Origin of the sequence: Algoriphagus halophilus (assembly GCF_900129785.1) — a bacterium.
GTDB classification, from domain to species: Bacteria; Bacteroidota; Bacteroidia; order Cytophagales; family Cyclobacteriaceae; genus Algoriphagus; species Algoriphagus halophilus.
Window position 1 is genome coordinate 2,737,712 of record NZ_FSRC01000001.1, and the last position, 12,379, is coordinate 2,750,090.

Here is a 12,379-nt window from a genome sequence, read left to right on the forward strand (position 1 = left end):
ATTTATCTTTTGATAGAAATCCCCAACCTATGAAGAAATTACTTATTGGAATACTGGTGCTTTTCAGTTCCTGTACGGTCCAAAAAATCAATAAATCACTGACTAAATCAGCCGTCCTCAATCAAGGTCACATGGGGTTCATGCTTCTTGACCCTGAAAAGGATAAAGTTTTGGTAGATATCAATTCAGATAAATATTTCATCCCTGCTTCCAACACTAAACTATTCACTTTTTATACCTCCTACTCTGTATTGGGAGATGATTTGGTCCATGGACTGAATTACATAGAAAAAGGAGATTCTCTTCTATTCTGGGGGACTGGAGATCCAGGCCTATTGCATCCAGACTTACAAAATGAGGTAGCTCTTGAATTTTTAAAATCCTCCAACAAAAAATTATACCTGGTAGACAATTTTGATCAGGTAGATGCCTTTGGCCCAGGTTGGTCATGGGATTGGTACAATTACTATTATGCAACCGAACGTTCGGCCATGCCCATTTTTGGAAATGTGGTACGAATCCAACAGGACTCTACCGAACAAACATTTAGGGTAATTCCAGAACGTTTCAAGCCTGATATAACTGGAACGAAAACCGAGGATTGGAATGGATATCGATTTAGAAGAGATCGTTTCGATAATAAGTTCACCTATCAAACAGCTGACCGGGTAGAGGTCAAAGAATTCGAACAGGACATCCCATTTGTAACCAGTTCAGAGTTCACTGCAATGCTGTTAGAAGAAAAAACCGGAAAAGAGATTACCATTATCCAAAACCAGGAAATCGGGGAACTAGACCCTCAAAAGCTTCAAACCACCCCTGCTGATAGTATATATGCGCAAATGATGAAAATTTCGGACAATTTTCTAGCCGAACAATTAATGCTATTGGTTTCCGATCAACTGACCAATCAACTCAGCACCTCCGATGCAATAGCCTATTCCAAAGAAAGTTTGTTAGCTGATTTACCTGATGAACCCTTATGGGTGGATGGTTCCGGTTTATCTGCAAAAAACATGTTTACCCCTCGTTCAATCATTGCCTTACTTGGAAAAATCAGAGCTGAGGTTCCTCTTGAAAAAATCAAGGCCTATTTTCCCGCAGGAGGTGAATCAGGAACTATCAGGAATTGGTACAAAGCAGATGAAGGACAACCTGCCTACATCTATGCCAAAACTGGAACATTGAGCATGAGTAATGCACTTAGTGGATACCTGATTACCAAAAGCGGTAAAATCCTGCATTTTTCCTGTATCCTGAATAATTATGCCTTACCTTCTTCTCAATTAAAAAGAGAGTTAGAAAAAACACTTTACCTGATTCATGACAAGTATTAAGTATGCTAGTCATCAATCTTTGCAATCATTTGACCACCTCCTTTATGAGACCTAACCATTTTCTTACGCTTGTATTTTTCCTTCTTTCCTCCGTTTTATTTGCCCAAAACTTTACCATGGAGCAAGTAGGAAAGTTTTCCTTCCCCTCTGAATTAACTAGTTCGCCCACCGGAGAAAAAATAGCCTGGGCTATGAATGAGCAAGGAAGACGGAACGTTTACCTGGCGGAAGGCCCTGAGTTCACTCCAAAAAAACTTACCCCCTTTGATAAAGATGATGGACAAGAAATTTCTAGTCTTCAGTTTTCTCCAGATGGAAAATGGCTGGTATTCGTGCGAGGTGGAGATCATGGCGGAGGGAATGCATCTTCCACGGTCAATGCACAAAATCTTCCTGTACTTCCCAAAGTAGAAATCTGGAAAATAAATCTATCCACTCAACAACTTGAGGTGGTTGCAGAAGCGGATGCTCCTGTATTTGGCCCTCCACATCAACTTTTATTTTTGAAAGGAGGCCAGGTTTGGTCGGCAAATTTGGATAGTTCTGAGAAACCAAGTCAATTGTTTGAAATCAAGGGTAACATTAATGAGCTCAGCTATTCTCCAGATGGTAAGCAACTCGCATTTGTTGTCAATAGGGGTTCACATTCCATGATAGGAATCTACCAAAATCCAGAAACTCCCATTCAATGGATAACCCCCTCTTTCCATCGAGACTCTAATATTCACTGGTCTCCGGATGGCAAGAAGATTGCTTTTATCAGAAGACCTGGGGAAAATGGGGCGGCATTCCCTGTTTTAGAACCTAGACACAGTCCTTGGGAAATCTGGGTAGCAACTATCGGATCGGAAAAGGGTCAAAAACTTTGGGAAGCTCCCAAAACCTTAGCGGCATCCTATGTCTATCCTTTCTTTGATTTTTCAGGCAACGAGGACTTAGTTTACTTATCCTATGAAGATGGCTGGCAACATTTATATGCTCTGAATATTAATTCCAAGGCCTCCAAATTACTGACACCGGGGAATTACATGGTAGAGCAAATTAAACTCAGCCCAGATGGAAAAAAGCTTGTTTTCTCAGCAAATACTGGCTCAGAACCAGAAGATCTTGATAGAAGGCATATAGGTTCAGTTGAGATTTCCAATGGAAAATTAACCTGGGAAACCGCTGGAACTGGTATCGAAGCATACCCAGTTTGGGTGGGTGAATCTGGTAAATTGGCCTTCTTCAGTGCTACCGCCCAGCGTTCTCATTTGGTAGCAGTAAAAGATGGGAACAGCACTCAATTACTGGGAGAATCCCTCATCCCCACTGACTTTCCCCAACACCAGTTGGTCACTCCAAAACAAGTGAACTTCACCGCCCCTGATGGAACCACTGTTTATGGGCAGTTATTTGAAAAAGAAGGTGGTTCTTCCACTAAACCAGCCGTGGTTTTTGTGCATGGAGGTCCCCAGAGGCAAATGCTATTAGGGTGGAGTTATATGGACTATTATTCCAATACCTATTCCATCAATCAATACTTGGCCAATTTGGGTTTCGTTGTACTTTCTGTCAATTATAGACTGGGAATAGGCTACGGTTACGAATTCCATAAACCTGCTGGTGCTTACTATCAAGGCGCAGTGGAGTACCAGGACGTAAAGGCTGCAGGCAAATATTTGGCAAACTTACCCCAGGTAAATCCGGCCAAAATCGGGATTTACGGAGGTTCTTATGGAGGATATTTAACCGCCTTGGCTTTGGCAAGGGACTCAGATCTATTTAAAGTTGGCGTTGATATTCATGGAGTACATGATCTAGATGGACGGTATGACCTTTCTCCGAATTATGAACAGGCTCCAGACCTGGATTTGGCAAGAAAAACGGCCTGGGAATCATCTCCGATAGCAGATCTGAACACTTGGACCTCCCCTATTTTATTCATCCATGCAGATGATGATCGAAATGTACCTGTAAGACAAACCGTGGATTTAATCCGAAGATTTGAGGAACTGGGCAAGTCCTATGAATCCATAATCATTCCAGGTGACACGCACCATTGGATGAAATGGTCCAACATGATCCGTGTGGACCAAGCAACAGCTGATTTTCTCCAGAAACACCTGATGGATTAAATGCATTTATCAGGAGTCCATCATATTGCCATCATCTGTTCTAACTATGAGCGATCCAAAAAATTCTATACGGAGATCTTAGGGTTGAAAATCATAAGAGAGGTTTATAGGAAAGAAAGAACTTCCTATAAATTGGACTTGGCATTAAATGGGAATTATATCCTTGAACTATTTTCTTTTCCAGACCCTCCAAAGCGAATCTCCAGGCCTGAGGCAGCAGGAATGCGGCATTTGGCATTTGCTACTCCCAATCTGGATTCTTGCATTGCTGAATTAACAAAACACCAAATAAAATCAGAGCCTATTCGGGTGGACGAACACACGGGAAGACGATTTACCTTCATCGCAGATCCGGATGATTTGCCCATCGAATTTTATGAAGTATAAAAAAAGCCCGAGGATAAATCCCCGGGCTTTTGTCTTATTATGAATCCTTAGGAAGGATTTTGAACCAATTGGTCGTTCGCATTCAATTCATCGATTGGAATTTTCCATTGCCAATCGTTGGTACCTGCTTCTTCAGTATACTTGGAGTTGATTACGTTGTCCACGTGGTTAGCTCCTGTTCTGTCCAAAGGCAAGTTCAAACGCTTCAAGTCATAGAATCTAAATCCTTCACCCCATAACTCGATTCTTCTTTGAATCATGATTTCCTCAATCAAAGCATCTCCTGTATTGGTAGAAAGCGTATAAGCCGAGTCTCTTGCAGATACCAAGTCAAATAAAACTTGAGCAGCTTCTGCATCATTGCCAGATCTAGCAAGAGCTTCTGCCTCGATCAAATACATTTCAGCTACTCTCATATAAGGGACATCGCCCACAGAAGAAGCATTCCCTTGTGCAATAAACTTACGGTTCATGTAATCCACTTTCGAGAAACTACCTAGGGTCATCTCATCAATGAATGGATCCCTCAATTCTGGATCAGAGGCATTAGGATCCCAAAGACCTTTTCTAGCATCTGTATCTGGAATCATGTCATAAAGTAAGCTGTTGATCGCTTTAGGATTACCTCTAATATTGGTAGAGCTAAAGTTCAAAGACATGTAAGCGAAGAAGGAAGCAAAGAATGTCTGCTGATCATCCACCTGCTCACTACCCCAAATCCATTCTGGATTATCCACATTATTGAACCCTTCATACAACTGCTCAGTACTCATGAAAGAATACCCTTCTTGAGCTTCTTTCGCCATTTGGGCAGCTAGGGAATAATTTCCTTGAGTCAATGCTACTCTTGCTTTGATACCTTTTGCAACATTGATATTCAAGTGAGATTTTGCATTTCTGCCGGTAGTCAATAAGCCGATTGCAGTATCTAAGTCTGAATTGATCTGAGCATAAACTTCCTCAACGGTATTTCTTGGACCACCTTCAGTAATTGGCTCTGTCACAATTGGAACACCTAGATTGGAATTATCTCCTCCTGCCTCATATCTCTTGGCAAATAATTGGACCAAGTTGAAATGAGCCCAAGCTCTGTAAGCCAATGCCTGGCCTTTGATTTCATCTTTCTCAGATTGAGGGCCATCTGCCGCATCAATATTCGCGATGATCATATTGGCATTACCAATCACTTTATAGTAGAATCTCCATACGAAACGGACATCACTATGGCTGTCATTGTTATGTCTTAACCATCTACTCATAGCGACAAACCAACCATTGGCTGTACCGGTCATGACTACGTCATCTCCTAAAACTTCACGCATGATCATTACCCCTCCTTCAGCAGGTTGACCCTGGCTATCAAAACGGATAAACATCATTCTATGAATACCATTCAAGGCTGTCATGGCATTTTGTGTGGTGGTAAAAACCGCCGCTTCAGATACCGCATCCGTAGGAAGCGTATCCAGATAATCATCAGCACAACTAGTACTTACTAAAAGTGCTCCTGCGATAAATATTTTGCTTAATAATTTTTTCATCGTCATTCTTAATTACAGGTTCACGTTTACACCAAGAGTAAATGTTCTAGCTGGGGTGAATGTATTGGAAGTGGTACCATTGAAGGTTCCAGATACATACATTCCACTTCTAGAAGATAACCAGCCCAGGTTTTCACCTGCTAGATATACCGTTGCACCTTTCATTTTTACTCTCTCAAGCAACGTTCTTGGGAACGTATAGGATAAGTTGATAGACCTTAGATTCAAGTAAGATGCTGAGGTCAACCAGCGATCTGAGGCCACATTGGTTTGTGCTGCGGCTGTGACATCCATTCTTGGAACATCTGTCACATCACCTGGTTGTTGCCATCTGTTCAAGATGTCTGTATGCAAAGCACCTCCATCAGGGTCTGCCGACATCAAACCAGCATAAATACCATCGTAGATATCTCCACCTACAGCAAAGCTCATCAACACATTAAGAGAGAATCCTTTGTAGGTAAACGTATTGGTGATACCTCCAAAGAAATCTGGAATTGCATTACCTGCGAAGTGATATCTAGCATTTCCGGAATCAGTAGTCAATGTATCCTGACCCACAATTCTGATGTCTTCATCTGAAGCATCGTATTCATCTGCTCTGAACAATCCTTCACCAGTTTCTGAGTCTACACCATACCAGTCTCTCAACCAGAAGTCATAGATAGATCTGCCAACTACATACTTTTTGGTACCGTTGATCTGCTCGTCAAAAGGAAGTTCTTTAAACTCATTTTTGAAGGTAGACACGTTCAAACCAACATTCCATTTAAAATCACCTGAACGTACCACATCACCTGCGATATTGAATTCAATACCTTTATTAGCCATGGTACCAATGTTTTGGAATTTAGTGGATAGTCCAGTTGTCAAAGAAAGTGGAACTTCAAACAACAAGTTCTGAGACTCTCTGTTGAAGTATTCGATGGTACCAGAGAATCTATTGGCAAAAGCAAAGTCCAATCCGATATCGAATGTATTGTTGGATTCCCACTGAAGGTCTCTTGCAGCAAGAGAAGCCTGGAGGATTCCTGGTTCTGATGCGTTGTTGAACCCTAAGTCATACAAGGCTTGCCAAGGATAATACCCCCCCACATTGTTATTACCAACTTCACCATAAGAAGCTCTTAACTTCATCAACTGGAAGAAGCCTGAGTTGAAGAAATCCTCTCTATCAATGGTCCAAGCAGCACCTACTGAATAGAAAGTTCCCCATCTTACATCTTCGAAGAATCTAGATGAACCATCAGTTCTCCAAGAAGCAGAGAATGAATATTTATCATCATATACATAATTCACTCTGCTGAAATAGGATTCAATTCGATCTCTATCTACTCTACCAGTAGCAGAGTTAGTTGTTACGAAGTTGTCTGGCTCGATATTTCCGGCAAGGATTTGATCTTGCTTGGAGATGAATTGTCTATCAATCTTCAAGTCATAATTTTCATGACCTACCAAAGCTTCCAAGAAATGCTTGTCATTGAAGGTGTTTGAGTAAGAAAGCAATTGGTTAAACGTCAAAGAGTTGGTTCTTACATTTTCTCTTCTGGTTCTACCAGCTGGAGCTCCATCCCCTACTATTTGGTTGTCATACCCGATATCAAGCAATGAAGTCATATCGGTAGAGATATTCGTTCTGAAATTGAAGTTCTTTAGGAAGGTAGCTTCCACATATGCTCTAGATGAAATCACATCCCTGTCAAATCGATCCACATTCAGATTGGTTTCTTGAACCACGTGACGACCTGGATAAGCACCAGAACCTCTTCTTGGAAGGCCTAGGTCCACAAGGTCACCTGTATCATAAATTTTCTGACCAAATTCATCCAAGATAAATCCACCAGTCATCATATTCTGAGCATACACGGGGTAAATTGGCCCCATGGATCTTGCCGTAAAGAATGGGTTCACAAAACTTGAACTTCCACCCGATCTAGCATTGTTTCCTTCACTCATGGTAGCAGAAAGGTTGATACCGGTTTTCATCCATTTAGTAGGAGCGGTATTCACATTCAATCTACCAGTAAAACGTTCGATGTCTGATTTGATCACGAATCCTTTTTCATTCAAATAGTTGAAAGAAGTATAGAAATCCGTCTTTTCAGATCCACCTGAATACGTCATATTGTATTCTTTACGATCTCCCATTCTCTGAAGCTCATCAAACCAATCCAAGCCTTGGAAATTGTTGACTGCACTAGAATTCAGTAGGCCATTAGTTCCTACAACCTGATCATCTGGAACATTATATACATTATAACCTAATACATCGATCAAGTTTTCGGATGCATAAAGCGCCGCATCTGCCTCAGAAGATCCAGAGCCAATCTGGCTATTCTTCAATGATTCCCATACTACAGGGTAATATTGGCCTGCATTCACTCGATCGTATTCTGGCAAAGCTCTACCAGAGAAACCTTGCTGAACTCTCAAGTTGAACGTAGGTTGGTTTTTCTTACCCGTTTTAGTAGTAATCATGATCACTCCGTTGGCAGCTCTTGAACCATACAATGCGGAAGAGGAAGCATCCTTCAAAATGGTCATATCAGCAATATCCTCTGGATTGAGGTTAGAAAGGTCTCCATCATAAGGGACACCATCCACCACATATAAGGGTGACGAAGAGGAGTTAACAGAACCTACCCCTCTGATCCGTACAGCTGGAGTGGAACCAGGCTGACCAGAAGCAGAAGTAGTAATAACACCTGGAGCTTGTCCTTCAATGGCATTGACTACGTTGTTGATTGGTCTATTCGCAATTTTATCCGACTTTAAAGCAATAGCAGAACCGGTAAAATTGCCCTTGTCTACCGTTCCACCATAGGCGGTGATTACCACCTCTTCCAGGTTTTGAGCATCTGGATCTAGACTTACGTTAATTACACTTCTATTTCCGATCTCTTCTTCTTTGGATAAATACCCAATGTAACTGAAGACTAAAGTAGTAGCTCCATCTGGAACTTGCAGGACATAACTACCGTCCAAATCAGTCACCACCCCAATGGTGGTTCCTTTCACTAAAATGTTGACTCCAATGAGTCCTTCTGGCTCTTCGGGAGAGACAACCCTACCTGACACAGTGCGACTTTGCGCCCATGCCGAAGCAGTAATTACCAATCCAAAGAGTAAGCTTAGTAATGCTTTTCTCATAAATTTTGTTGGTTAGTTTACACTAGTTTAAAATAAAACTACAATGGTTTAGGGATGTTAAAATTACTTAAACAAGAACAAGTAAGCATCATTATTAACCAAATAATAATCCTATTTCTAATAAAAAGTTTACAAATACGGCAAAAATCTTCTTTGAAATAATATTTAGCTCTATTAGAGAACAATTCTCAAAAGTGTCTGTTTTTGAGACACTTATACCATTATCGGTCAAAATTGAAATATTTTAAGAAGGCTATTTAATTTTTTATTGAATTTTTTTAAGACAAAATATTGTACAAAATCTACTTATGTTTTAGGTAAATTAATTATATAATAATTGTCTATACAATTAAATTTTAAATACCTGTTTTATTACTATTTAAAAATATATAATACTATTATTTTATATATTTATAGAATAAAATATAATCGTATTATAAAATGACAGAATTAAAAACAAGACCCAACAAGTCTTCAGTACCAGATTTTTTGAATTCCGTCGAAAACCCAACCAGAAAAAAAGATGGATTCAAGTTGTTGGAAATTTTTCAGGAAGAGACAGGAGAAAGCCCCGAAATGTGGGGACCGAGTATCATCGGGTTCGGAAGGTTTACCTACTCCTATAAATCCGGAAGGGAGGAAGAATGGTTTACTGTAGGATTCTCACCAAGAAAGCAATCACTTTCCATTTACCTAATGAAAAGTTTTTCCGATCTTGAAGAATCATTCAATCAATTGGGGAAACACAAAATCAGCAAAGGCTGTTTATATATTAATAAATTAACTGATATCAATGAGCCTGTCCTTCGAACTATGATTCGTGAGTGTTATTCCCAAATCATAAAAAAGGACCAAAAATCAACCTAGCATGCTACACATTTTAAATGGAGATTCTTTAGCCTCAAAATTCCCTCCCGATATTCATGGCCAACGAGCCATAGTCAGAGAATGCCTTTTAGACGGACCGGTAGAAGCCCACTCTCTGGAAGAATTATGGGTAATCAGGAATGAGTACCTAACCACTAATTTTGGAAGTCAAGAAGTTGGATACTTTGAGCAAGTGGTTCCAGAATTTGAAAAAATATTAACCGCTAGATCGGATGAGAAGGTGTATTGTTGGTTTGAGAAAGACCTTTTTTGCCAGGTAAACTTATGGTTTGTCATGAACTTGCTTAGCAAGCATCAAGGAGAAGTTTATCTAGTCCTTCCCGAAAAAGCAGATATCCGTTTGGGGTTTGCTGAATTGAATGAACGGCAACTGCATGAACATTTTAGAGACGCCCGATTACTAAGTAAAAACGAAAGGTCTATCTTGGGTAATTTATGGACCCTGTATCAATTGCAACATATAGACGAAGCTTTGACACTTGCCAAACAAGATCATTATGAGTTGCCCTTTTTGCTGGAAGCTGTACAAGCATGGAAAGATGCCATTCCTCATGGAGGCTACCCTGGAAAGCCAAAAGCCACATTACTGGAAATCATGGCTGAGCTTAAGACGGATGAGTTCAAAAAAATATTTTTAGAATTCATCAAAAGAGTACCCATTTATGGTTTTGGTGACCTCCAAGTAAAAAGACTGTTGGAAGAAATAAAAAAAGAAGCTGTTTGACAGCTTCTTTTTTTGTTACAATTCCGAAAGCAATTTCTCGGAAGAATCTATTACATTTTTATATTTTCCAAGGGCCCATCTACTGAATAAAAACATGAATAACAGGGCTACAGGCAGATAGATCACCCAAAACAATGGTTTGGATATCATGTCCCCTGATCCTTGGATCTCTGAAATCGGAGGTAATACAGTCACCAGAACCAAGGCACCAAATATCATCCCATATTTTTGCACTTTCCAGAATCTGATTTTTGCTTTCTCAAACTTCTCCAACATTTTGGCAGGCGCTTCATGATCAATTTTGACACTTCTCATTGCTTTGATCGCAGACAAGCTTGAAATAGGCAAAATGGTCATGATCAAAATGGTAATCATGGCAAATACCTGATTGTACCACAATTCAAGTTCAGGAAGTTTTGAAAGCAAATACATGGCGTAGACAAAACATATCATGGAACCTATGGTTTCAGTAAAGCGAATATGGTTGAGTTTCTTTCTGAATTTCTGTTTGGTGATTTCCATGAGTAGTTCTTTTTGAATTTTATCCTGTTTTTCAATTTTTTGGCTCAGATCAGCCCATAATGATTGCATCTCTTCTAATTCCATATCTTCGTTGGTTTAGGCTCGGCTTCAGATTTTAGTTTTTGTTTGATTCGGGACATTCGAGTCCCCACATTGCTTGTGGATATTCCGGTAATCTGGCCTATCTCCTCATAGCTTTTCCCCTCCAAAAAAAGGAACATGATTCCTCGATCCAATAAATTCAGATTCCTGATCTGTGCATACAGCCATTTGATCTTTTCTTCTTTTTCTGAATCAACCGACTCTGAATAATTCATAAAAGAATGATCCAATGACACCAACAAGGGTTTCTTCTTTGATTTATTTAAATGAGTAATTGCCGTATTCATCCCCACTCTATAAAGCCAGGTACTTGGCTTGGAAGCCTTTTTAAATTGATCAAATGACTTCCAGGTTTGGTAAACAATTTCCTGATACAAATCATCTTGTTCTTCCTTTTCATTGGAATACACCAAGGTAATCTTGTAGATCAGCCCTTGATTCTCCTGAATTAGATTGACGAATTCTTCTTCCTTACTCATTTACTTGGTTTTACTCATTAGTCTCATTATCAAGAAAAAAATCACAGATCACCTCATTTTTTTTCAAAAAAATCAATTTGAACCAAAAACCCATTCTTTGATTCATTTCAGAAATCCTGTCTTCTAAAATACCAAATGCTTATTTTCGAATATGCAATGGACCACAAGTTTTGAAATTCCTCCCCATCCAAAACCTATTTCTCACACAGATAAGATTCTTAGCCTAGGCTCTTGCTTTGCGGAAACCATGGGGAAAAGAATGCAGGAATTAAAAATGGATATTTTAATTAATCCATTTGGAACCCTCTTCCACCCTATCCCCATATGTCAGTTGCTCGAAGCTGCTTTGGAAGATCAATACCTTCCCGAAAATATGTTTCTCGAACGAGATGGAATGCATTTTCATTATTGGGCACATTCCCAAGTGATGGGCTATTCTTTTGAGGAACTCAGAGGTAGATTGACAGGTGAACGATTTCTCACTAAGGAATACCTCTTATCCAGTAATTATTTGATTTTGACTCTGGGAACAGCTTGGCTTTATGAGTTGGCTGAAAGTTCGGAACCCGTAGCCAATTGCCATAAGCAGCCCGGAAAACTATTCTCAAAAAGATTGACGGGACTGGATGAAATGTCCAATCAGCTCGCTCGGGTTTTTCAAAAGCTTCAAGTAAAGAATCCCCATTTGCAGATCATCTTAACGCTTAGTCCAGTTAGACATATCAAAGATGGAATCCCTGAAAATCAACTGAGCAAGAGTTTATTAAGGGTATTGTGTGGGGAGTTTGCCAATGAATATGAACAGGTACATTATTTCCCCTCCTATGAAATCATGGTAGATGAATTAAGGGAATATCGCTTTTATAAACCTGATTTGATCCACCCTACTTTACAAGCAGAAGATTATATCTGGAGCAAGTGGCAAAATTCCTTGTTCACAGAAGAATCCCAAGGATTGTTTGAAAAAATTAAAAGTGTCAAACTGGAGCTTGCACATAGACCACTGAACCCAAAAAGCATCGCACATCAAAAATTCCTTCAAAACTTAAAAGAGAAACTGGAACGATTGAACAGTCAAATTGATTTTTCAAAAGAACTGGAGACCGTAACCAATACGCTTTCCGAATTCTGA

The 12,379-nt window shown here is 39.8% G+C and carries 10 protein-coding genes; 6 read left to right on the forward strand and 4 right to left on the reverse strand.

The window, feature by feature from the left end; translation table 11 throughout:
• Positions 1–29 precede the first annotated feature (29 nt).
• Genes BUR11_RS11380 through gloA2 form a run of 3 tightly spaced genes read left to right on the forward strand, consistent with a single transcriptional unit; the run spans position 30 to position 3,841 of the window.
• Complete coding sequence (locus BUR11_RS11380; protein ID WP_074224930.1) at positions 30–1,337, forward strand: D-alanyl-D-alanine carboxypeptidase; 1,308 nt, start codon at positions 30–32, stop codon at positions 1,335–1,337.
• 44 nt (positions 1,338–1,381) lie between these two features.
• Positions 1,382–3,454: a S9 family peptidase gene (locus BUR11_RS11385; protein WP_074225221.1), complete on the forward strand. Its 2,073-nt coding sequence runs from the start codon at positions 1,382–1,384 to the stop codon at positions 3,452–3,454.
• Entirely contained in the window at positions 3,455–3,841 is a 387-nt protein-coding gene (gene gloA2, locus BUR11_RS11390) for an SMU1112c/YaeR family gloxylase I-like metalloprotein (protein WP_074224931.1), read from the forward strand. It begins immediately after the preceding gene.
• A gap of 47 nt (positions 3,842–3,888) precedes the next feature.
• Here the strand turns inward: gloA2 and BUR11_RS11395 are convergent, their stop codons facing one another.
• On the reverse strand, positions 3,889–5,382 hold the full coding sequence (locus BUR11_RS11395) for a RagB/SusD family nutrient uptake outer membrane protein (protein WP_074225222.1): 1,494 nt from the start codon (positions 5,380–5,382) through the stop codon (positions 3,889–3,891).
• Between the two features lie 12 nt (positions 5,383–5,394).
• Positions 5,395–8,532 carry a SusC/RagA family TonB-linked outer membrane protein gene (locus BUR11_RS11400; RefSeq protein WP_074224932.1) on the reverse strand — a complete coding sequence of 1,046 codons (3,138 nt, stop codon included), beginning with the start codon at positions 8,530–8,532 and terminating at the stop codon, positions 5,395–5,397.
• Positions 8,533–8,973: 441 nt separating this feature from the next.
• Between BUR11_RS11400 and BUR11_RS11405 the strand changes: the two genes are divergently transcribed.
• On the forward strand, positions 8,974–9,399 hold the full coding sequence (locus BUR11_RS11405; RefSeq protein WP_074224933.1) for a DUF1801 domain-containing protein: 426 nt from the start codon (positions 8,974–8,976) through the stop codon (positions 9,397–9,399).
• A gap of 1 nt (position 9,400) precedes the next feature.
• Entirely contained in the window at positions 9,401–10,144 is a 744-nt protein-coding gene (locus BUR11_RS11410; protein ID WP_074224934.1) for a DUF1835 domain-containing protein, read from the forward strand.
• Positions 10,145–10,159: 15 nt separating this feature from the next.
• On the opposite strand, the gene BUR11_RS11415 is transcribed toward BUR11_RS11410, so the two are convergent.
• Entirely contained in the window at positions 10,160–10,750 is a 591-nt protein-coding gene (locus tag BUR11_RS11415) for a hypothetical protein (RefSeq protein WP_074224935.1), read from the reverse strand.
• The gene (locus BUR11_RS11420) at positions 10,741–11,247 is read right to left on the reverse strand and encodes a sigma-70 family RNA polymerase sigma factor (protein WP_074224936.1); all 507 of its coding nucleotides are present in this window, start codon (positions 11,245–11,247) and stop codon (positions 10,741–10,743) included. The genes BUR11_RS11415 and BUR11_RS11420 overlap by 10 nt, the downstream gene beginning before the upstream one ends.
• Positions 11,248–11,398: 151 nt before the next feature.
• Between BUR11_RS11420 and BUR11_RS11425 the strand changes: the two genes are divergently transcribed.
• Positions 11,399–12,379: a GSCFA domain-containing protein gene (locus tag BUR11_RS11425; protein ID WP_074224937.1), complete on the forward strand. Its 981-nt coding sequence runs from the start codon at positions 11,399–11,401 to the stop codon at positions 12,377–12,379.

Bases quoted from the DNA above. Each gene is read 5' to 3' on its own strand.
- BUR11_RS11380 (WP_074224930.1), top strand. From the start codon at position 30: ATGAAGAAATTACTTATTGGAATACTGGTGCTTTTCAGTTCCTGTACG.
- BUR11_RS11385 (WP_074225221.1), top strand. From the start codon at position 1,382: ATGAGACCTAACCATTTTCTTACGCTTGTATTTTTCCTTCTTTCCTCC.
- gloA2 (WP_074224931.1), top strand. From the start codon at position 3,455: ATGCATTTATCAGGAGTCCATCATATTGCCATCATCTGTTCTAACTAT.
- BUR11_RS11395 (WP_074225222.1), bottom strand. From the start codon at position 5,382: ATGAAAAAATTATTAAGCAAAATATTTATCGCAGGAGCACTTTTAGTA.
- BUR11_RS11400 (WP_074224932.1), bottom strand. From the start codon at position 8,532: ATGAGAAAAGCATTACTAAGCTTACTCTTTGGATTGGTAATTACTGCT.
- BUR11_RS11405 (WP_074224933.1), top strand. From the start codon at position 8,974: ATGACAGAATTAAAAACAAGACCCAACAAGTCTTCAGTACCAGATTTT.
- BUR11_RS11410 (WP_074224934.1), top strand. From the start codon at position 9,401: ATGCTACACATTTTAAATGGAGATTCTTTAGCCTCAAAATTCCCTCCC.
- BUR11_RS11415 (WP_074224935.1), bottom strand. From the start codon at position 10,750: ATGGAATTAGAAGAGATGCAATCATTATGGGCTGATCTGAGCCAAAAA.
- BUR11_RS11420 (WP_074224936.1), bottom strand. From the start codon at position 11,247: ATGAGTAAGGAAGAAGAATTCGTCAATCTAATTCAGGAGAATCAAGGG.
- BUR11_RS11425 (WP_074224937.1), top strand. From the start codon at position 11,399: ATGCAATGGACCACAAGTTTTGAAATTCCTCCCCATCCAAAACCTATT.